General features: G+C 36.1%; 23 protein-coding genes. 5 read left to right on the forward strand and 18 right to left on the reverse strand.

All coding sequences use genetic code 11. The annotated features are described in order from the left end of the window. Positions 1-158: 158 nt before the first annotated feature. Complete coding sequence (locus A5866_RS03700; RefSeq protein WP_086444341.1) at positions 159-2,072, forward strand: heavy metal translocating P-type ATPase; 1,914 nt, start codon at positions 159-161, stop codon at positions 2,070-2,072. Between the two features lie 95 nt (positions 2,073-2,167). Here the strand turns inward: A5866_RS03700 and A5866_RS03705 are convergent, their stop codons facing one another. The 3 genes from A5866_RS03705 to A5866_RS03715 all read right to left on the reverse strand — a co-directional run bounded on the left by A5866_RS03705 (position 2,168) and on the right by A5866_RS03715 (position 4,547). Continuing rightward, on the reverse strand, positions 2,168-2,806 hold the full coding sequence (locus A5866_RS03705; RefSeq protein WP_086444340.1) for an HD domain-containing protein: 639 nt from the start codon (positions 2,804-2,806) through the stop codon (positions 2,168-2,170). 112 nt (positions 2,807-2,918) lie between these two features. Further along, positions 2,919-3,542, reverse strand: a complete 624-nt coding sequence (locus A5866_RS03710) for a DUF47 domain-containing protein (protein WP_086279270.1) — start codon at positions 3,540-3,542, stop codon at positions 2,919-2,921. Positions 3,543-3,554: 12 nt separating this feature from the next. Then, on the reverse strand, positions 3,555-4,547 hold the full coding sequence (locus A5866_RS03715) for an inorganic phosphate transporter (protein ID WP_086445519.1): 993 nt from the start codon (positions 4,545-4,547) through the stop codon (positions 3,555-3,557). Positions 4,548-4,811: 264 nt separating this feature from the next. Here A5866_RS03715 and rpsT point away from each other — a divergent pair, with 264 nt between their 5' ends. After that, on the forward strand, positions 4,812-5,066 hold the full coding sequence (gene rpsT / locus A5866_RS03720; RefSeq protein WP_010772698.1) for a 30S ribosomal protein S20: 255 nt from the start codon (positions 4,812-4,814) through the stop codon (positions 5,064-5,066). A gap of 123 nt (positions 5,067-5,189) precedes the next feature. Here rpsT and A5866_RS03725 read toward each other — a convergent pair whose 3' ends face one another. From A5866_RS03725 to A5866_RS03745, 5 genes are all read right to left on the reverse strand, one after another. After that, positions 5,190-5,576, reverse strand: coding sequence for an ester cyclase (locus A5866_RS03725; protein ID WP_086279269.1), 387 nt, complete (start codon positions 5,574-5,576; stop codon positions 5,190-5,192). A 16-nt stretch (positions 5,577-5,592) separates the two neighbouring features. Next, entirely contained in the window at positions 5,593-6,624 is a 1,032-nt protein-coding gene (holA, locus tag A5866_RS03730; RefSeq protein WP_086444339.1) for a DNA polymerase III subunit delta, read from the reverse strand. Positions 6,625-6,672: 48 nt separating this feature from the next. Next, the gene (locus A5866_RS03735) at positions 6,673-9,015 is read right to left on the reverse strand and encodes a DNA internalization-related competence protein ComEC/Rec2 (protein ID WP_254907549.1); all 2,343 of its coding nucleotides are present in this window, start codon (positions 9,013-9,015) and stop codon (positions 6,673-6,675) included. Then, positions 8,978-9,487 (reverse strand): ComE operon protein 2, encoded by a 510-nt coding sequence (locus tag A5866_RS03740; protein ID WP_086444338.1) that lies wholly within the window; start codon positions 9,485-9,487, stop codon positions 8,978-8,980. Before A5866_RS03740 ends, A5866_RS03735 begins: the two co-directional genes overlap by 38 nt. A 163-nt stretch (positions 9,488-9,650) precedes the next feature. Further along, on the reverse strand, positions 9,651-10,280 hold the full coding sequence (locus A5866_RS03745) for a helix-hairpin-helix domain-containing protein (protein WP_086279266.1): 630 nt from the start codon (positions 10,278-10,280) through the stop codon (positions 9,651-9,653). A gap of 99 nt (positions 10,281-10,379) precedes the next feature. Between A5866_RS03745 and A5866_RS03750 the strand changes: the two genes are divergently transcribed. The 3 genes from A5866_RS03750 to A5866_RS03760 all read left to right on the forward strand — a co-directional run bounded on the left by A5866_RS03750 (position 10,380) and on the right by A5866_RS03760 (position 11,760). Further along, entirely contained in the window at positions 10,380-10,550 is a 171-nt protein-coding gene (locus A5866_RS03750) for a hypothetical protein (RefSeq protein WP_254907548.1), read from the forward strand. A gap of 160 nt (positions 10,551-10,710) precedes the next feature. Continuing rightward, positions 10,711-10,905: a sigma factor-like helix-turn-helix DNA-binding protein gene (locus A5866_RS03755; protein ID WP_254907547.1), complete on the forward strand. Its 195-nt coding sequence runs from the start codon at positions 10,711-10,713 to the stop codon at positions 10,903-10,905. 33 nt (positions 10,906-10,938) lie between these two features. After that, positions 10,939-11,760, forward strand: coding sequence for a hypothetical protein (locus A5866_RS03760; protein WP_086444337.1), 822 nt, complete (start codon positions 10,939-10,941; stop codon positions 11,758-11,760). A 132-nt stretch (positions 11,761-11,892) separates the two neighbouring features. On the opposite strand, the gene A5866_RS03765 is transcribed toward A5866_RS03760, so the two are convergent. The 10 genes from A5866_RS03765 to A5866_RS03810 all read right to left on the reverse strand — a co-directional run bounded on the left by A5866_RS03765 (position 11,893) and on the right by A5866_RS03810 (position 21,496). After that, positions 11,893-12,954, reverse strand: coding sequence for a SepM family pheromone-processing serine protease (locus A5866_RS03765; protein ID WP_086444336.1), 1,062 nt, complete (start codon positions 12,952-12,954; stop codon positions 11,893-11,895). Next, positions 12,947-13,447 carry a pantetheine-phosphate adenylyltransferase gene (gene coaD / locus A5866_RS03770; RefSeq protein ID WP_086279263.1) on the reverse strand — a complete coding sequence of 167 codons (501 nt, stop codon included), beginning with the start codon at positions 13,445-13,447 and terminating at the stop codon, positions 12,947-12,949. Before coaD ends, A5866_RS03765 begins: the two co-directional genes overlap by 8 nt. Then, complete coding sequence (gene rsmD / locus A5866_RS03775; protein ID WP_254907315.1) at positions 13,440-14,033, reverse strand: 16S rRNA (guanine(966)-N(2))-methyltransferase RsmD; 594 nt, start codon at positions 14,031-14,033, stop codon at positions 13,440-13,442. Before rsmD ends, coaD begins: the two co-directional genes overlap by 8 nt. 79 nt (positions 14,034-14,112) lie before the next feature. After that, positions 14,113-14,463: a YlbG family protein gene (locus A5866_RS03780; protein WP_086279261.1), complete on the reverse strand. Its 351-nt coding sequence runs from the start codon at positions 14,461-14,463 to the stop codon at positions 14,113-14,115. After that, entirely contained in the window at positions 14,453-14,884 is a 432-nt protein-coding gene (locus tag A5866_RS03785) for a YlbF family regulator (protein ID WP_086444335.1), read from the reverse strand. The genes A5866_RS03780 and A5866_RS03785 overlap by 11 nt, the downstream gene beginning before the upstream one ends. Before the next feature lie 2 nt (positions 14,885-14,886). Further along, positions 14,887-16,008, reverse strand: a complete 1,122-nt coding sequence (locus tag A5866_RS03790; RefSeq protein ID WP_086279259.1) for a CAP-associated domain-containing protein — start codon at positions 16,006-16,008, stop codon at positions 14,887-14,889. Between the two features lie 18 nt (positions 16,009-16,026). Then, positions 16,027-19,455, reverse strand: coding sequence for a pyruvate carboxylase (locus A5866_RS03795; RefSeq protein WP_086444334.1), 3,429 nt, complete (start codon positions 19,453-19,455; stop codon positions 16,027-16,029). 100 nt (positions 19,456-19,555) lie between these two features. Next, positions 19,556-20,749, reverse strand: coding sequence for an FtsW/RodA/SpoVE family cell cycle protein (locus A5866_RS03800; protein ID WP_086444333.1), 1,194 nt, complete (start codon positions 20,747-20,749; stop codon positions 19,556-19,558). A 3-nt stretch (positions 20,750-20,752) separates the two neighbouring features. Further along, positions 20,753-21,055, reverse strand: a complete 303-nt coding sequence (locus tag A5866_RS03805) for a YlaN family protein (RefSeq protein ID WP_086279256.1) — start codon at positions 21,053-21,055, stop codon at positions 20,753-20,755. A 285-nt stretch (positions 21,056-21,340) separates the two neighbouring features. Further along, on the reverse strand, positions 21,341-21,496 hold the full coding sequence (locus tag A5866_RS03810; RefSeq protein WP_176271428.1) for a hypothetical protein: 156 nt from the start codon (positions 21,494-21,496) through the stop codon (positions 21,341-21,343). Between the last annotated feature and the right edge of the window lie 16 nt (positions 21,497-21,512).

Raw genomic sequence — 21,512 nt, forward strand, 5'->3', positions numbered from 1 at the left:
ATTATCATTACTAATTAGAATAAATCTATTTTACATACATGCAAAAACACTATAAAAACAGCGTTAATCTAATTGATAATTACTATCGTTCTCAATTAAGTAATTTGATTATCAATTAGAATTTATTTGTGCTATGCTCATTGTAAGGAGTGATCACAATGAAACTTTCAGAGGAAAAAAAAGCAATTCTAGCTACTATCTTATGTTTACTATTTATGATCGTCGGTTTTATTTTAGAAAAATCAGGTGTCCGCTTTTATCCACTTATTTTTGTAACAGCTATTTTTTTTGGTGGTTTTAAACAAACAAAAGAAGGCCTTCTTGATACTTTGGAAAATAAACATCTTAATGTAGATTTATTGATGGCCTTAGCCGCGATCGGAGCTTGTATTATTGGAAATTGGTTTGAAGGTGCAATGCTGACATTCATTTTTTGTCTTAGCGGGGCTTTAGAGGAATACACAACAAACAAAAGTAAAAAAGAGATTGCCAGTTTGATGAACATGCAACCTGATACTGCCTATTTACTAGATGAATCCGGTAAAACAACAGAAATTACTGTGACTCAATTACAGATTGGCGACCGATTACTCGTCCCTAAAGGAGCTCGGATCCCAATAGATGGTACTTTGGTAAAAGGTACGTCAATCATTGATGAATCCGCGATCACTGGCGAATCTGTTCCAGTAGAAAAAGGAATGGATGCTCCACTCTTTGGAGGAACAATCAATTTAGGTGAAGCACTGACAATGACAGTTAGTAAAACAAGTGAGAACACTTTATTTGCCAAAATTATCCGCCTAGTTGATGAAGCACAAAATACTCCTTCTCAAACTGCAAGCTTTATTGAAAAATTAGAAAATACCTATGTCAAAATCGTCTTGCTTGCTATTCCTATGATGATTTTGATCCCCTATTTATTTTTAGGTTGGTCTTGGTCAGAAAGTTTTTATAGAGGAATGGTACTACTAGTTGTCGCCTCACCTTGTGCATTAGTCGCTTCTGCAACGCCTGCGACATTAGCTGCTATTTCTAACGGTGCCAGAAATGGTGTATTGTTTAAAGGCGGTGTCTACTTAGAAAATTTAGCTTCTCTAAAAGCAATTGCGTTTGACAAAACAGGAACTTTAACCCGAGGCACACCTGTCGTGACTGATGCTATCTTTTTAAATAATAAAGAAGAAGCTTTAACGATTCTTTTAGCCATGGAAAGACACTCAACCCACCCTTTAGCTCAGGCTATTCTCCTTCGCTTTGAAGACGAAGTTACTGCAGATTATAGTCATGTAGAAGTCAAAAATATTGTTGGCTTTGGTATGGAAACAACGATTGATTCTACAACTTGGCGCGTTGGTAAAGGTGCCTTTAATGATCAAGCTATTCTAAATAACGACTTGGAACTTGAAATCGAGCAACTTCAAAATGATGGAAAAACAGTGATTTACCTATTTCAAGATCAAGAACTTATTGCTTATTTTGGGCTCCTAGACGTTCCAAAGCCGGAAGCAAAAAGAGTCATCAATTATTTCAAACAAGCAGGAATCAAAACAACCATGATTACTGGTGATCACAAAAAAACAGCTCTTGCTGTTGCAGCCGAGCTTGGAGTAGATGACGTTTATGCTAATTGCTTACCAGAAGATAAAACCATTCTGATCAAAAAACAAAAGGAAACTTATGGCGTTAACGTAATGGTTGGGGATGGCATCAACGATGCTCCAGCATTAGCCAACGCGGCCATCGGTGTTGCGATGGGTGAAGGAACTGACATCGCAATGGATGTAGCCGATATGGTGTTAATGCAAAACGACTTGGAAAAGCTCCAAATGAGTCATTTACTTTCAAAAAAATTAAAACGAATCGTAACCCAAAATATTATTCTTTCTGCGGGAATCATCGTGCTGCTTATCTTATCAAATTTCGTTCAAATCATTAATTTACCACTAGGCGTTATTGGTCATGAGGGAAGCACGATTCTTGTCATTTTAAATGGTTTGAGACTGTTACAAACAATTCCCATTGAAAAATCTCACGCTACACGTTTTTCTGCACAAACTACCGAATTTATTTAAAAGACACCATCTATTCATATTCCTATTTTGATAAGCTGAAAGTGTCAGATAAACTTTTTTCCGTTTACCTGACACTTTCAATTTTTTTTGATCTTTCAATGCCATTCTTCCAAAAATTCTTGTAAAAAACCTTCTAAAAACTTTTGCCGCTTCTTGCCTTTTTCTTTAGCATAATCTGTATTTAATCTTTCGTTCAACAATAGAATCTTCTCATAAAAATGATTGATAACAGTACTTTCTTCTCGATATTCTGCCTTAGATTCGAGTGCTCTAGGTTTAATGTTTGGATCATAGATTTTGTTTCCTTTATGACCGCCGTAATAAATCGTTCGAGTAATCCCAATTGCGCCCATGGCATCTAAACGATCCGCATCTTGCACTATTTTCCCTTCAATCGTCAGTTTTTCAGCTGTTCCAGTCAATTCTTGGCTAAAGGAAAGATTTGTTATGATATGAATGATTTGCTCAATCTGTATTGTAGAAACATCAATTTTTTGTAAAAATTCTTTTAGTTGTTGATAAGCTTGTTTTGGGTTTGCGACTAACTTATCGTCCACTGTATCATGAAGGTAAGCTACAGCTGTTACGATAAAATGATCACAACTTTCAGTTTCCGCGATCTCACTGGATAAGCGCACCACTCTATTAATATGATCCATCCCATGACCTGATTGGTCGCTTTCCATTATCGTTTGTGCATAGCTTTTGATTGCTTCTATTTTTGGTTGATCCATCTAGTCCCTCCTATCAGTAAATAGAAATCGATCTATAGTATCTTCCCTGCCAGTCAGATAGACAATTAGGAAGTAACAACCTGTATTTTGTCCCTCTTTATTTAACTTGGAATCAACTATTTTTTATAACTAATCCACCAATCACATCAACTACAGATTCACTAGCGTTCAATAGCTCTTCTAATTGATCATATACATTTTTCCAACGAATTACTTCGATAGGATTTTGTTCGTTTGTAAATAATGCTTTTAAAGAGTCACTATATAGTTTATCCGCTTTTCCTTCGATTTCGCTTACTTCATCGATCATCGCATGCAACGTTTTAGAATTTTTGAATTTTGCAAACTCTTTTGTAGCCGTTAACACACCTGCTGTGGCTTCTACTGCAAACGTGATAAAGACCTTGGCATTTTCAGTCAATTCTTTCACAACTAAACTACTTAGCAAATAAGCAATACTATTGATCGTATCTAATACGTCATCTAACCGTTGCGTTATTTCGACAATATCTTCTCTATCGATTGGTGTGATAAACGATATATATAATTCCTTCATAATTTTTTGAACGATTTGATCGCCTTCACGTTCTAATAGATGAATTTGCTCTGCATCCGTTTCTAATTTTTCCAACGAATAATCACGAGCAATCACTTCTAGCAATTCTGCCGCTTGGTGCGCATTTTTTGCCAAATGTTCTAATTCCCCAAAATAATCAAATTGCTTCTTTCTAGCCATTTTATTCTCTCCTTAAAATAGTGCTATAAATAGTTTTGCCATAACAAAGGCAATGACACCACAACCTGGAAATGTTAAAATCCAAGCAATCAGCATCTCTTTGACAATCCGCCAATCAACGCTTGAAACTCGTTTGGAAGCACCTACACCCATGATGGCTGTTGTCTTAGTATGGGTAGTTGAAACTGGAATACCAAAAATAGAGGCCGCAAACAAGCAAATCGCTGTACTTAAATCAGCTGCAAATCCTTGGTAACGCTCTAATTTTACCATATCCATCCCAACTGATTTGATGATTCTCATCCCGCCAACAGATGTCCCAAACCCCATTGTGACAGAGCAAAGGACCATGACCCAGATTGGAATAATAAATCCTGAACCTGATTTTTCAGCTAGGTTATTATAATAAAGTCCTAGCATAAAGACACCCATGAATTTTTGACCATCTTGAGCACCATGTAAAAAAGCATTCGCAGCCGCACCAAATGCTTGCCCATAGGTAAAGACTTTATTTGCAGTCCTTCTAGCAACATCTTTGAAAAGGATTACAATTAGTTTTGTGACAAGGTAACCACCACCGAAGCCCATCACTGTGGAAACAACTAAACCAACTAGCACTTTGCCCCATTCAGAACCATTCACTGCACCAAGTCCGCCTAAAGCCATTGCCGACCCTGTCAATCCAGCTATCAGCGCATGACTCTCACTTGTAGGAATACCAAAATACCAAGCTGCTACCGACCAGACAACAATCGAAAACAAAGAAGCCGCTAGAGCTACTTGCGGTGCATTTCCTTGTGCATCAAAACTCACGATGTTACTGATCGTCTCAGCAACCTGTGCATTAAAATAGGTCATCACTAAGGCACCAAAGAAGTTCATGACAACAGCCATCCAAATGGCCACATTTGGCTTTAAAACACGTGTAGAGACAGCGGTTGCAATTGCATTCGGCGCATCAGTCCATCCATTTACAAATATCACGCCCATCACAAGTGTAACCATTACAACTAAAGCAATATTCACATTGACACCACCATTTCATTTTTCCCCTGTTATGATAGCATAATTTTTATAAAATGTATCTATTTTTCCTAGCAAACTTGATTTCAAATTGATTTTTAGCTAAAGAAATCAATATTTTTACTGTTAAGGAAAAAAACTTGTCATCTTTTATTGCAATGCCTGTTTGGATTAGGTATAATGATTAGTGTTGAATTACATATGGATTTTCCTGTGTAAGACCTTAATTTATCGGAGGTGAAAGAAATGCCAAATATTGAATCTGCAATCAAACGTGTACGTACTAATGCTAATAAGAATGCTCAAAATTCATCTCAAAAAAATGCTATGCGTACAGCGATCAAGAAATTTGAAGATGCTGTAGCTGCTGGTGCTGACAATGTGGATGCGTTATATACAGAAGCTGCTAAAGCTGTTGATATGGCTGAAACAAAAGGATTAATCCATAAAAACAAAGCAAGCCGTGACAAATCTCGTCTAAGTAAAAAATTAGCGAAATAATGATTTTTAGAAGTTAACATTTATGTTAGCTTCTTTTTTATTAAAAAAAAAAGCGCGAGATAGGCTCAAAAAGCTCTATCTCGCGCTGACAATTTTTACTCGATTTGTTGAACTACTCTAGCTTTATTGACATTGATTTTCGATTCCTTTACGGTCGATCTGAATCCAATACTCCGCTATTTTTCCTCTTTCAACTAAATAAACAGCACTAGCAATCTGAATGATTGCTTTATTTTTATCTGTTTGTCCAATCTGTTTCCAACGAACATAGACTTTATTTTCATCAGCTACTATTTCTTGAATAATCAATTCAAATTGTCCATAAAGTTCCTGCATCTCTTCTACGTGCTCAATATAATCTTTAGGTGATCTAGTGATTGTATATTCATCTTCAGACTGAACTTGATGAGCAATGACTTGTTCATGCATAAACTCGTATGCTGCTTGGAGATTTTTTCCAGAACGAACATTTTCAAAAAATGCGCTTACTATTGTTTTGGCCTCACTCAAACAACTCTCTCCCTTTTTAACTTGCTACTTGCCCAGATAATTTTAGAATGAATAACTCAAATAGCAACTCTTTTTCCATTTTACCTGTTTTCATTTTAAAATCATTCTCTACTAATTCATCATAAATAGCTTCTAACCGACTTAATTCAAAACTACGAACTTGCTGCAACGCTAATTTAACGCGGTAGGGATGGATTTTTAAGGTTTCTGCAATGTTCGCTTGTTGATAACCTAATTTCGCTAAAATTTTAGTTTGCAAAAATAAACGGATTTGATTTAATAAAATCGCGTTCAATTTGATAGTTTCCTCACCTTGTAATAATAAGTCTTCATATAATTGAATTGCTTTTTCTCCATTTCCAGATAAAACATCATTTGTTAAATCAAAAACGTTATGCTCCAATGATTTAGGTACTAATTCTTTGACTGCAATTAGTGAGATTATTTTGTTATCAGAAGCGTACAAGAATAACTTTTGTAACTCTCCCATAACTTTTGATAGGTTTAAATCTGTCAGTTGTAGCAACAAATCAAATGCTTCAGGACGAATTTCATAACCTTCACTTTGAATCGTTTGTTCCACATATTGCCTTACATCACGTTCTCCCATTGAATTAACATCAATGACTTCTGCCTGCTTTTTTACAGCTTTCGTGACTTTTTTTCGTTCATCTAATTTTTCAACATTCACAATAAATACTAAAATAGTCGTTGGAGATGGCTGTTCTAAGTAGTTAAGCAAACTATCGATATCATGATCTAGCCCATTCGTTTTTCGTTCGGCAGTTAAAAAATAAGGATTCTCAATAAAAACTAATCGATAATCGCCAAAAAAAGGAATGGTTTCAGCTTCTTCCATTGCGACAGATAAGGGAACTTCTTCCATATCAAAAGAAGAATAGTTGAACTGATCATCTTCTGTTTTGATCAGCTGATCCATCAATTCTGTTTTAAATAATTCACTTAAATAGCCTTCTGTTCCTTGGATTAAATAAACAGAAGCAAACTGCTGTTGTCTTACTTTTTTCAATGCCTCTTGTAAGTTCATAAATTCCCTCATTTCTGTATCCATCCTATCATGTCGTTTCAAGAAATGCTAGTCTTCTTCAATGATTGTTTTAGCCGCTGACATTTTTGTTAAAGGTGTCCATTCATAATAGACCATACCATTTTCATCAGTTCGATACTCATTGATTTTCGCTGCCTTTAATGTCGAAAGGGTTGCTTCATGAGGATGATCAAATCGATTATTCCGACCACATGAAATTACCGCATCTGATAAGTCGATGCTTTGAATAAACGAAGCATCTGATGAAGTCGCACTCCCATGATGCCCCACTTTCAATACGTCTATCTTCAATGAAGGAAATTGTTTTATCAATTGTACTTCTCCTTCTTTTTCTAAATCCCCAGTGAATAAGAAACGTTTGCCAGCTAATTGAGTATAGACTACCATAGAATCTTTATTTTCCCCTGTTCCTGGAGTAGTTGGTGCGAGAATCTTTAACGGGATTGACTGGCTGATCACTGCGCCTGCCAGAATTGGGTAACACTTTGTTCCACTTTTTTTTAGCCCTTCAAGAAGTCGCAGAAAGGCGACTTTTTTCTCTGTACCTTCCGGAAAATAGAGTGAACGAATTGGAATCTTTTCATTGATTGCTAGTAAATCACCACAATGATCGATATCTCCGTGGCTGATCAGTACTTTATCCAAATATTTAACGCCTTTACTTTTCAAATATGGAATCACAGAATAGTCAGCATTCGTTTTTTTATTCCGTCTAGTTGCCCACTTTTCATTTCCAAAATCAAGCTTGCCACCCGTATCGATCAGCATATTTTCTTGATGAAACGGTGTTTGAATAAAAATACTATCTCCTTGTCCAACATCAATAAATGCAACAGTGCCATTTGGCGAAAAATGTTTACTAAAAAGCAGTAAAACGATTGCTACAGCTAATCCATAAACTTTGTTCGATCGTTTATACAACATTTGTAGGAACAAAAAAAGCAATATAGAAAATGTCAAAAACAAAATTGGTGAAAAGGCTCCTATTACCAATGTAAAGGTACTGTGACGGCTCAACCATTCAAAAATACTTTGTTGAATCAAAAAATAAACTTCCAGCCCTCTAACTAAAAGCTGCAGTTTGAAGATAAATGAACTCACCAAACTAACAATTAAAATGGGTAAGATCAATTTTTCAAACACAGGAAGTAGTAAAAAAGTAAATAAGCTGCTTGTTAACTGCCACTCAAAAAACGTTAATCCAACCAAAGGAATCATCATGACATTCAACAATATAGAAAAACAGTACATCCGTAAATAGCGATTATTGATCCACTCTGTAATTGGATGAACATACAAAATGAAAAAAGATAGCCCATAACTTAACTGTCCGCCGATTGAAAATAGTAAATAGGGTCGAAAAAACAAACCAACTATCAGTGCCACGCTCCAACAATCCAATCCTGATAATCCCCACTTAAATTCACGATTACTTAGTGAAATCATACTTTGCAGCAAAGCCCGAACAACACTGATTGAAAATCCAGTAAGTCCACCATAGACAACCGAGAAGAGCAGCTGTAGCCAAAATAGACGTTCTATTGTGATTCCTGCTCTTAAAAACAAATACCTAAAGCTCCCCACAAAAAAAGTCACATGCATTCCAGATAGGCTAAACAAATGAAGAATACCTAAATTTGTTAGTACTCCTTCTTTTTGCGAAAACTCGCTTGATTTAAACCCAAAAATCAGTGTCTTAAGATACAATGCCGTTTCGTTCAAAAATACTTGGTCACAATAATCGATTGCCTTTTTCCTGTAAACACTTAGCCATGAAAAGATATCGTAAACCTTTGGAACTACTTTTTTTATTTTATAGATGTTAGTGATCCTCAGTGTTTGATAGACATTGTTTTCTTTTAAATACTTTCGATAGTCGAATCCGTTAAGATTTATTTGTGCTAGTGGTGTTTCAAACTCGCCTGTAAGATCGATATTGATTGGTTGATTTACTTTTTGCCAGTTTCGCTTTTCATGTTCTGATGAAAACTGATAAAATGCTACTACTTTTCGATTTTCCTTTTTATGTGTAGCGAACGCCCCCTCTAACTGGAGACGATCTCCGTCGATCTTATATTGGTCAGGCAATATAGATAGTTGCCCCTTTACTGCAGTTGTTTCTGGAAATTTTGAGTGTTTTTCTTTGCTACGGATTTGCCAACACAGACCGATCATCGTGAAGATACATAGAAAGCTAACACTAACAATCATTTTATTTCCTGTACAGACTACTCGGCCAATGAAAAAAAGCCAGATAATGCCGGTTAAAAGTGTTGGTTCTAAAACAAAAAAGACTGTTCCTATCGTTACTAATACTGGAAAAATCCAGTAATTATTGATCTGTTTGAGATGCTTCGTCCACTGAAGCAAGCTCTTCTTCTCCTAGTTGTAATTCAGCAAAATATTTTTTTGATAAGGTTACCTGATCTACTGTTGCACCTACTTGCTTGATCAAAGCCATTGCATATTCATCATTTCGATAATCTTTTAAATAATGAATTTTTTTGATACCAGCTTGTAAGATCATCTTGGTACACTGTAAACAAGGAAAATGAGTCACATAAATCTCAGCGCCTTCTGTAGGAATACCAAATTTGGCACATTGTAAGACTGCATTCATCTCTGCATGAATCGTTCTTACACAGTGACCATCTACAATGTAACAACCATCATCTATGCAATGGACATCGCCGCTAACTGATCCGTTGTAGCCTCCAGCAATGATCCGTTTATCCCTAACAATTGTTGCACCGACTTCAAGTCTAGTACACGTACTTCTTAACGATAAAAGCACACTTTGTGCCATAAAATATTGATCCCAAGGGATTCTTTCAAATGTCATAGTTTACTCCTTTTATGATTTATTTACTTTTTTAAGTTATTTCGCCGATATTCAATTTTATAGTAGGATATACAAATAGTAAATTATAGAAAAAGTCTCGTCAAGAACCTGCATACTATATTTGTAAAATAGTGATATTTATTCTCTAAAATCCAATAGTATTTTACACTTTAATCGACTCTTTTAGTTTTTCAAATGTTTTTTCGCCAAAACCCGAAATATTTTTTAGCTCGTCAATTGTTTTGAATCCGCCCTTTTCTTCTCGGTAGCGAATGATCTCTTGGGCCTTTTTCTGACCAATGCTAGGTAAGGTTTGTAGTTCAGATTCATCAGCCTGATTAAGATCAACTTTACTTGTGTCTTTTGAGGGATTCTCTTTAGCATCACCATTTTTATTTTCAACCTGAAGCTCTTCACCAACTTTTGGAACATAAATCACCATCTGATCTGTAATGCGTTCAGAAAAGTTGACTTGTTTTGTGTCCGCCTCCTCATTCACTCCACCAGCAAGCATCACAGCGTCCCAGACACGCATGTTTGCTCTTCCTTCATACATCCCTGGTTTTTCCACAGCACCCTTTATATCCACGTATATTTGCTGTGAAATCGACTCACTTTCCAACGATTGAGATACGCTAGTTGAATTCATTATCAACGCTTCATCTGGATCCTCCACTTGCTTTTGTTTACTATTAACGATCATGAAAAAAATACTTCCACTGATCGATAGTACTAAAATCATCCCAACAATTAAATATTGTTTATACTTTTTCAACAGCTCACGATAATCCATACTTTTCCTCCTTCAAAATAAAGATACGCACTATTTTTCCATTTTCATGATAGAAAAGGAAAAAGTTCATCGTATAATAGGGTAAGAAGGTGATAAAAGATGGAGAAGGAAATTATAGCGTTATTAATAAAGCGAGATTTTTTAGGGTTAGAACAATTTATCGATCTATTGGGGAGCGATATCGTTAAATGCATCCAGGCGCTCTTAAATCACCCGGAGGAAATAACCTATCGGAAAGAAGCTGAAAATGAAGTGTTTTATCGTATTTAGCAGAAAATAGCTAGTTATGATGCGGATAAGAGTAGCTTAAAAACATGGAGCTTAACCATCACACGGAACATTTGTTTAGATAAAAAACGAGCGATCATTCGTGCACAAAACATAATTCCCATAGAACAGCTCCCTGAAAGTACTTTAGTAGATGACTATTTTGAAAAAAGAGAATTTCTTGGATTTGTTACAAAATTTATCAGAAGAAGATCAATTGATTTTTCTCAAATACTACTATTATCAAGATACGCCAAGTGAAATTGCCAAGGAATTAACAATGGATGTTACTCAAGTTTATAATCATCTATCTCGTGGTCGGAAAAAAATCAAAGAGTTATTCGATCCAGACGTCTGAACAACTGGCGAAAAAAAACAAGGAGGAATTCTCATGGTCAATCCATTTAAAGCTGTTATTAACCAAATCAATAAAGACATCTCAACTAGCCAAAAAAAAGAATTGAATACTCAGCAAAAAAGAAATTTATTCAATCAAACAAAAATGTATATTTTTTTGCAAGATTTTATCGAGAAAATGAAATCTTACCTTGAAGATGGTGAAGAAATCCATGCCTACTTACCAATGACAAATGATGGTCAGAACGCTTCTGTTGTAGGGCTTGGTTTACTCGGAATGTATCATCCCGAAACAGAAGAAGCGAAAGCTTACGTGAAGGATTTCAATGATCTCAGAGGAAATCGAATTCTAATTTTCACTGACCAACGAATGATTTTTACAACAATCATCGAATTTTTAGACCAAAGAACTTTTTTTAGTTACCCATATACAACGATCAAAGCAATCACGCTAAGAGAAAATAAAATGAATTACTTTGATTGGGATGATTCTTTCCCACCTAAACGGGTTGCTCTTTATACCTATACGTTTGATTTTGAATCTGAAGACCATATCTTTTCAGAATTGTTAGGTAAACAAGATGCGGATATTTTAAAACGTCAATTGTTGGAAATTCCAGCACTGCAAACTATTCTTGTCACAAGAAAAGTCTATCGCGAACGTAGATTTGATAGAGTCGTTAATAATCCTGTACTGGCTTATAGGCTTATGTATTATTTCTCCATCTTTGCAGCCGTAACCTTCCTTTTGATCTTAGCTTTAGGTGGTTTCTTCCATATTGGACCCGCAAAACAAATGTTCGATTTCACTACTACGCCTACGGTGCAAATGCTTTTAAATTTGTCTTTTTTATAAAAAAACAAGAGCCCGAAATATAACTAAAAAAGTTATGTTTCAGGCTCTTCGTATCCGAATAAACGGTAGGAACGGAAGCAACTCCTTCTTATTTCTCGGAGTTAAACGCTTCTATCCCAACCTCCTTATTACTTATTTTTCTTTCAACGTTTCTAGATAATCTAACGCATCTTGGACATTTTTAACTGGAACAATTTTCATCTTTGTACCAATTTTTTCAGCTGCCGCTTTTGCTTCTTCATAATTCGTTTTGATTTCTGGTTCTGCTTTTTTCATCTCTTTGGTGATCTCATCATCCGGGGCAAAGAAAATCTCTGTATTATTTTTGCTGGCCGTTACAACTTTTTTATCGATTCCGCCGATTCTACCTACAACACCATCTGTATTGATTGTTCCAGTACCAGCGATTTTATGTCCTTTACGAATCCCTTTTTGTGTCAATTGTTCATAGGTTTCAAGTGTAAACATCAATCCAGCTGAAGGGCCCCCGATGTCTCCAGCATCGATTTCGACAGGAATCGATGAGTCAATTTCAGTATGATCGGTCAAGCCGATGCCAATACCAGGCTTTTTATCTGTCGGTAATTCAATTAATTTGCCTGTTGCTTCTTTCGCTTTCCCGTCTTGTAAAAAGTCTACGGTTACAACTTGTCCAACCTTTTGTTTCTTCACATAATCAACAAATTCTTCGCTACTTTTAAATGTTTTACCATCAATCCCTGTAACCGTATCTCCGACTGAAATTTTCCCTTTAAAACTAGAGTTGTCCTCAATAGCTAAGACATACACTCCTTTAAATGTCATTTCATAGGGAACTTTAGCAAGCTTCAGGGCTTGTTCGATCGCAGCATTTTTGGAAGAATCCATATAATATTGTTGAATTCGTTCGTACTCACTGTTTGTACTTGATCCCATCAAGTCTTCTTTGCTCACTAATTCTTGAAAGTCAGAAAATTTAGCTTTTAAGGCTGAACCTAGTGTTGCTTTACGTACACCAACAGTCGTTAGATAAAAAGCTCCTGGTTCTGAATCCTTTTTATTATCTACGGTCACAAATTCTTTTAGATTCTCTGTTGTACCAGGTCCTTCAATGTAATACGGAATAGGAAAGATCATTATAATGATCAATAAAATAACTACTGCAAACGGCAGCATCGATTTAATCGATATTTTTTCTTCACGCTCATTATTCATTTGGCTTCATCTCACGATTCTTTTGGTTTAGTGCTTGGTCGACAACTAAGGGAAGATATGCCGAGACATCTCCACCGAATTTCAGCACTTCTTTTAATAGACTTGAACTCACGTGTGCGTAGGCTTCATCTGCCAATAAAAAAACCGTTTCTAGTTCAGGTGCTAGATGATGGTTCATCATTGCGATGTCTTTTTCATATTCATAATCTTTCACATTTCTGATGCCTCGAATTAAAAAATTAGCCCCTAACTCAGCAGCACTTTCAACTGCCAGTTTGCTTTCTTGAGCAATTACTTCGACATTTTCTAAGTGTGCCACAGCTTGTTTGATCAGCGTCAGTTTTTCATCTAATGTAAAAAGAGCGGTCTTGTTGGTATTTACAAAAACACCGACAATTACTTTATCAAACATTTTTGTACCACGTTCGATCATATTTAAATGACCATTAGTTAACGGATCAAAACTTCCAGGAAAAAGAGCAATTCTAGTCATTATTGGCCTCCTGTTTAAAAATAGTGATTTGCGTGATTCCATATGTCGTCTCACGCGTTTTGATCAACGTCCCAATAGTTTCAGGAAGATCCACTGACTTATCGGTCTCACAAACAATCATAGCATCTTCACTTAATAATTTATAGGCTAGCATTTGCTCTAATTGCTTGGCAATTTCCTGTTTTGCATAGGGTGGGTCCAATAAGACCAAATCTAGTTTTGTTCCTTCTTGTTTTAAAAATTCTAGTGCTTTATTCGCATCCATTTTTTTGACGATAAACTTTTCAGGTTCTTTCGTTACCTCAATATTTTCTTTGATGATCTTAAGTGCAGCAAAATTCTTTTCAATACAAATTCCTAGATCCAACCCTCTAGATACTGCTTCTATCGCTAGGCCACCGCTACCAGCATATAAATCTAAGGCAATTCCTCCATCAAAATAAGGTCCAATCATATTGAAAATTGATTCTTTAACTTTGTCTGTTGTAGGACGTGTATTATCACCATCAAGTGCTTTTAATCGTCGTCCGCCATATTCCCCTGAAATAACCCGCATCTGTTTGTGCTCCTTTACTTGATTGTTCAGTATAAATTAATCGTAATTAAACTATACAGAAAAAAGATGAAAAATGTTTGAAGTTCGATCACATTTTCCATCTCAAATTTTACACATTTTCAGCTAGACGAATTTGAGTATTTAGTTCCTCAACTTCAAATCCTTCTTCTTTTTCATGCTGATAAGCTGCTTTTGTACCGATTTTCTCAGCAAAGTTCATCTCCACATCAGGACGATAAGAGCGTTCTACTCTACGGACAAAGTGTAGCCCATTGATTTTCGCTTCTGAACTTTCAATAGCCTCTTCATTCATATAAATCACCACATATTTCATTCGACGAGAAACATAATGGATCAACCCAAAACGTTTTAGCGTTTTTAATTGTTTCAAGCTATATACCCACACAACTAAACAGCGCCGCTTTTGGATAACAAATTCTTTTTCTTCATTAACTTGCATGACAACTACCTCCGCAACCTGAATGTTTTCCTTTTTCAAAGAAAGGATTTCCAGCATCTACTTTAATATCATCTGAAATAGTTTTAGCTACAGCCATCCCTATCAAATCTAAAACCGTTTGAATCTGTGTTTCAGAAAAACGAAATTCAGCTACTTCTTCACTCAGATCCAGCGCTCGTTTTGCTTTTCGCACAGCTCGTTGTTTTGTTCGGAAATCTGGAGCATGGTTACCATACGCTTCGATTCGTTCAAATGAATCTTTTGCCTCTAAAAATGCCTTTTGTTTGGCTTGAACATCTTTTGAACTGTACATTGTTTGACGATTTACTTTATACGTTTCAAAGCTCTCGCTTGCTAAAATTGCTTGAACAAGTTTTTCTGTCTGATCTTCTATTTCAAAAAGTTTTTCTGTCACTATCATGCTTATTCACTTTCCTCTGTTTGAGATATTTCTTTCTCTGTTTCTTGTAATAAGACTAACATACTTGCTTTAGAGAAAGCAACGCCAATGTTTTCATTTTCTTCGTGTGCAAACCTAGAATGATATAATGAATCAGAAAACCAAGAAAGGACTGTAATCGTTGGATCATACACTGGCTCGATAAACATACCCGTTGCCTTTTTTTTGTCTAGTTGTCCAACTTTTAATAGCTTTTGATATTCGTCATTTGTCAACGTAAAAAGAGCTGATGCGGTCATCTGTTCTTTACTGAACTGCCAAGTTTCAGCACGTTCTGACGAAAGGATATTTTTTTGATTTTTAGCTAAGGTTTCAAAAAGTTTTTGAGCATTGTTTTGGCTTTCTGTATTTACACGGTAAGTCGGTAGGCCTTCTTTAACTCTTAACAAATTGATTGTTCGGATCACCTGATTGCTTTTTACAGCGTCAAAACTTGCCGCTTGTTGGTTTGTAGAAAAAGGAATGACTTCACCTTCAATTAATTGGTAAGGCATTAAAGTCAATAAAGCTTCTTTATTTAGATAAGTAACGGCTGACAATTTTCCAGTTCCATGATTGAAAAATAATATCGCAAAAGTCTTATTATCAAAGGCAATCAGAGGACGGTAATTCATATCTTCTTCCATCAGCTCGATATTATAGTTATTTTCTTTATATGTAAAGGCAAAATTTGAATAGATGGTCATTAATTCTGAAACATCAGATAATTGCATCCCGATTGAAAATGGTGCGACCTCTTTTGTGTCGTTAAAAGCTTTGATCGTAATAATTTTTTCATCTACTACATTCAGCTCTAGGTAATCTGCATCTTTTTGGCCATATATCCATAACTCATACCCCATGCCACTCTTTTGTTTTTCAAGGGGTTCACCATAATCTGTTACAAATTCAGAGACTTTTTTACCTATGTATACAGCATAACCAGAAGTTGAAATTTCTTCATAAGGTAAAGCAGTATGGGAGATCATTGCGCTCCCATGATCTGCTTCTTGTTGGACTTTTTCAGCAGGGAAAAAAACGGGTTGTAGATAACCAATAATCAGGACTACAAAGAAAACGCCTAAAAAAGCTAAAAATCGTTTCATTTTTTTCCCCACTTTTCTTTATTTTTCTTTTACTTCGATCAAAAGATCGCCAGAGCTGATTGGTTCTTCTTCAAATACATAAATATGTTCAACGATTCCATCAAAACGTGCTTCAATCGTGGTTTCCATCTTCATTGCTTCCGTTACTAACAAGGCATCCCCTTTTTTAACTTTATCTCCTTTATTTACTAGAACTTGGAGAACAGAGCCAGACATGGTTGCACCAATTTGCTCTTTATTCGTCGGTTCTGCTTTGCGTTTTGCTTGGACAGATGATTTGATGGAAGTATCTTTGATAACGATTTCTCGACGTTGACCATTTAAGTTAAAGAATAAGACGCGATTTCCTTCAATGTCAGGATCACCGACTTCATCTAAGCGAATAATCAAGGTCTTCCCTTTTTCGATTTGAACTTCTACAGATTCTCCTTGACGAATGCCTTGGAAGAATGTAGGTGTATCTAATAATGTAACATCACCAAAATTTTGATAAGATGTACGATAGTCCAAAAATACTTGAGGATACATTAGATAGCTCAATACTTCTTCTAATTTTGGTTCATATCCAATTTTTTCGGCTAATTCAGCTTTTACTTTATCAAAATTAACAGGTGCAGCTAAGCTACCAGGTCTTTCTGTGAAAGCTGGACGTCCTTTCAAAATAATTCTCTGTAAGTCTTTAGGAAATCCACCGACCGGCTGACCCAAGTCTCCTTGGAAGAAGGTCACAACTGACTCTGGGAAACTTAATTCATCCCCATTTCCATAAATATCTGCTTCTGTTAAATTATTTTGAACCATGAACAAGGCCATATCGCCAACAACTTTTGAAGACGGAGTCACTTTTACAATATCACCAAACATCAGGTTAACTGTGTGATACATTTTTTTAATGTCATCCCATTGATGGCCTAAGCCAACTGCTTTAGCCTGTTGTTGTAAATTGGAGTATTGGCCACCCGGCATTTCATGCATATAAACTTCGGTTTGCGGTGCATTCAAGCCATTTTCAAATGGTTGATAATACATACGTACATCTTCCCAATAATGGTTGATTTTTTGTGTATTATCAATGTTAACGTCCGGCGTCCGATCACCATTAACTAAAGCGTAATACAAACTGCTCATACTTGGCTGGCTTGTAGCACCACTCATCGCACTGGTCGCCACATCTACAATATCTACACCAGCTTTGGTTGCAGCTGAATAAGTGATGATTCCGTTACCACTTGTATCATGAGTATGCAGGTGAATCGGTAAATCTGTCGTATCTTTCAGTTCACTGATTAAACGGTATGCGGCTTGCGGCTTCAATAAACCAGCCATATCTTTGATTGCAATAATATGAGCACCCATTTTTTCAAGTTCTTTGGTCATATTTTTGTAGTACTCAACGTTGTATTTTGCTCTGGATGGATCATTAATATCCCCAGTATAACAAATAGCTGCTTCCGCAATTTTCCCAGTGTCTCTAACAGCTTGAATACTTTTTTCCATTTGCGGCAACCAATTTAAACTGTCAAAAATGCGGAAAACATCAATGCCTTGCCGTGCAGACTCTTTAATAAATTCTTCGATCACATTATCAGAATAATTTTGATAACCAACCGCATTTGATCCTCTAAACAACATTTGTAATAAGGTATTTGGCATCAATTTACGTATCTTGCGTAGTCTTTGCCATGGGTCTTCATTTAAGAAACGGTAAGCTACATCAAATGTTGCACCGCCCCACATTTCACTAGAAAATAATTCTGGCAATCCTTCACCTGTTAAACGAGCAATTTCTTTAAAATCTTGCGTTCTTACACGAGTCGCTAGTAAACTTTGATGGGCATCACGGAAAGTCGTGTCCGTCAGTAAAACATTATCTTGTTTTTTGACCCAATCAATAACGCCTTGGGCGCCATCTTTATCTAATATATTTTTAGCAGTCACATAATCGCTCCGTAATGCTAAATCTGTTGGAATACGCGGTGCATCAAAATATTTTTTTGTTGATTTTTCAATTCCTGGAAAACCATTAACTGTCACTTCACCAATATATTTCATGGTCTTATTGCCACGGTCTCTTAATTTTGGAAATTCAAATAATTGCGGTGTATTGTCAATAAAGGTTGTCTTAGCTTCTCCAGACTGAAATTCTGGATGACCAATCACTTTATGTAAAAACGGAATATTCGTTTTTACACCACGAATTCTAAATTCTCGCAAACTACGTTCCATTTTTTGGATTGCCTTTTCAAAAGTAAAACCATGCGTACATACTTTTACTAATAAAGAATCAAAATACGGTGTAACGACTGCACCGGAATAGGCATTTCCTACATCCAGACGAACGCCAAAGCCACCTGGTGAGCGGTAGGTATCGATTTTACCAGTATCCGGCATAAAGTGATTCAATGGATCTTCTGTAGTAATCCGACACTGAATTGCTGCACCATTCAACGTAATTTGTTCTTGCTGCGGAATCTTCATGTCCTTATGAATATCTAAGCCTTGAGCGATTTGCAGTTGAGAGACTACGATATCTATATCTGTGATCATTTCAGTGATCGTATGCTCGACCTGAACACGAGGATTAACTTCGATAAAATAAAACTGATCCCCTTCAACTAAAAATTCAACGGTTCCAGCATTGACATACTGAACATGTTTCATTAATTGAACTGCTGCATCGCAAATCTCTTTGCGCTTTGCTTCACTCATTGAAACACAAGGTGCAACTTCAACTACTTTTTGATGTCTACGTTGAACCGAACAGTCTCGTTCAAATAAATGAACCACATTACCGTGACTATCACCTAAAATTTGCACTTCAATATGTTTCGGGTTTGAGATATATTTTTCTACATATACTTCATCAGAACCAAATGCTGCTTTTGCTTCACTTTTCGCTCTATCATACCCTTCTTTTGCTTCCTTCTCATCGTGTGCTACCCGCATTCCACGGCCGCCGCCGCCTAATGCTGCTTTGATCATGATCGGAAACCCATGAGTTCTACCAAACTCTAAGACACCTTCCACTGAATCCACTGGACCATCAGATCCCGGGATTGATGCAATTCCTGCAGCTACAGCTGCTTCTTTTGCTTTGATTTTATCACCAAAAATATCTAAGTGATGTAATGTTGGGCCTACAAAGATAAGACCTTCTTCTCCACAACGACGGGCAAAATCTAAGTTTTCAGAAAGAAACCCATATCCTGGATGAATCGCATCAGCGCCAGATTTTTTTGCGATACGAATAATGTCTTCCATATCAAGATAAGCTTCGATCGGCTTTTTGCCTTTACCAACTAAATACGCTTCATCTGCTTTAAAACGATGAACAGAATATTCATCTTCTGCTGCATAGATTGCCACTGTCCCGATGTGCATCTCTGTACAGGCTCTAAAAATTCGAATTGCAATTTCTCCACGATTTGCTACTAAAACTTTTTTCATTCTTTCACTCCTACCTGTTTATTGAGGGCGAAACAGAAATGATAGGCTCTTATTTTATAAAGCGCTCCTTCTGCTTCGCCATCTAATGACCTTCATTGATTTATATCTTACCAAGTAATTGGTATTCTTGGTCCATTTTTTGTTTTTTCTCGTCGGCACTGATATTCAGAACAAACGCAACAGCAATTGAAATAATCAAAACACTGTTCCCGCCATGACTGAGAAAGGGGAATGTGATCCCAGTTAGAGGAATCACTCCAGTAATTCCACCTAAGTTAATAAATACTTGCAATAACAACATTGAACCGATCCCAATACACATTAATGAATTGAACGGTTTTTTTGAACGAACACCGACTAAAATGATACGAGCAATCATAAACATTAAAATTGCTAAAATAATCAATGAAACGAACAACCCTAATTCTTCGATCGTAATGGCAAAAATAAAATCCGAATGAGCTTCAGGCAAGAAGCCTTTCTTTTGAATACTATTGCCTAACCCTTTACCAAACCAACCGCCATTATTGATTGCGTAATAAGAATTAGCTAATTGATGGCCATAGTTTCGTTCATCTTTAAACGGATTTAAGAAAATAGCGAAACGTTGATATACGTATTGATATCTAGCTGGAATAAAACTTCCTTTGCTCAAGATCAATGCTTGAATCACTGCAATACTGCCTAAAATCCCAGCTCCGCCAACGATATAAGTGTACATATAGTTTACTCCGCTAGCCAATAACATAATGATCACCAATAAAGTTAAAATGGCAGCATTCCCCAAATCGGGTTGAATCGCCACAAGAGAAATTAAAAAACCAACTAAAAGCATTGGTCTAAAAACTGCTTTCTTAAACTCTTTATCAATGTACTTCTGTCTTCGGCCTAAGATATAGGCAAGATACCAAATCACCATAATTTTCAAATATTCAGCCGGTTGCATGGAAAATGAGCCAATTAGCAACCAGCCAGAAGCACCATTAATGTTTCGACCTAATGGGGTAAATTTAACTGCTAAGAGTAGAAAGGATATCACGGCGATTGCAAACATGATAAACCCTTTATTTTGAAAGACTGTTGTTTTCATCTTATAAATAAAGAACATTCCTACTAAACTTAAAACCCAAAACTGCAATTGAGACACGACCATCGCTGTTGGGGATTCGCCTTTTGATACGAGCAAAGATGATGTTGAACTGTAAACCATGATCAAGCCCACAGCACTAAGGACTAAGTATGGGATCAAGATACTATAATCTAACAGGTGTCTCTTTTTTATCTTGTTTGGCAAAGTTTAACCCTCCTTGCCAATCTCTTTTTTTTCTTGCGTTTCTTCATAAACGTCACTATATAATTGGTTAAGTTCTTTTTCTAAATCACTTAGCAATTGATGTCCTTCTTTTGCGCTTAAAATGCCTAGTCGAATGGCATACGTCACTTGTCGAGAAAAACCATACATTTGTGTATCTACGACTTCCTCAAAGGCTTTACACTGGGAAATACATAGGCTATTTTTTTGATTACGGATCAACATCATGATTCGTTGTGCATCATCGTTTAACAGCTGAACGGCAAAATCTTTTGAAATGGATTCCATTTGCACTAAACCTCCCATCTTAATTATGTAATTATAGCATAATTTGCCTCATTATTAACAGAAATTTTCTGAAAATCCGCCGTTTAAATTTTTTTTTAATGTTCATCAAATTGGAATGAAAGAAAATCTCATGATTCTCACAACTTCTCTAAAAATTAGTCGTTAAAATCTACTGAGCAGCAAAAATCCTTATGCTATCATTACTCTAATTCTCCGATTCACAAAACGAGCACAGGAGGCTCCTTGTATGATTTTGCTGTTTTTGATCGTTGATTTTTTTCTTTTTTAGTTCAAACCATATACTACAACGTAATAAATTACATAAAACCAACTTAATATTCCATGAAAAATTGCCCAAAGTATACTATGCCAATTTACATATGAGATTACCAACGCTAATGCGCAACCAAATGAAATTCCTGCTTTTGCACTTTCTTTCATTGTTATCCCTCCAATA

Source organism: Enterococcus sp. 12C11_DIV0727, assembly GCF_002148425.2.
Classification (GTDB): Bacteria; Bacillota; Bacilli; order Lactobacillales; family Enterococcaceae; genus Enterococcus_L; species Enterococcus_L lemimoniae.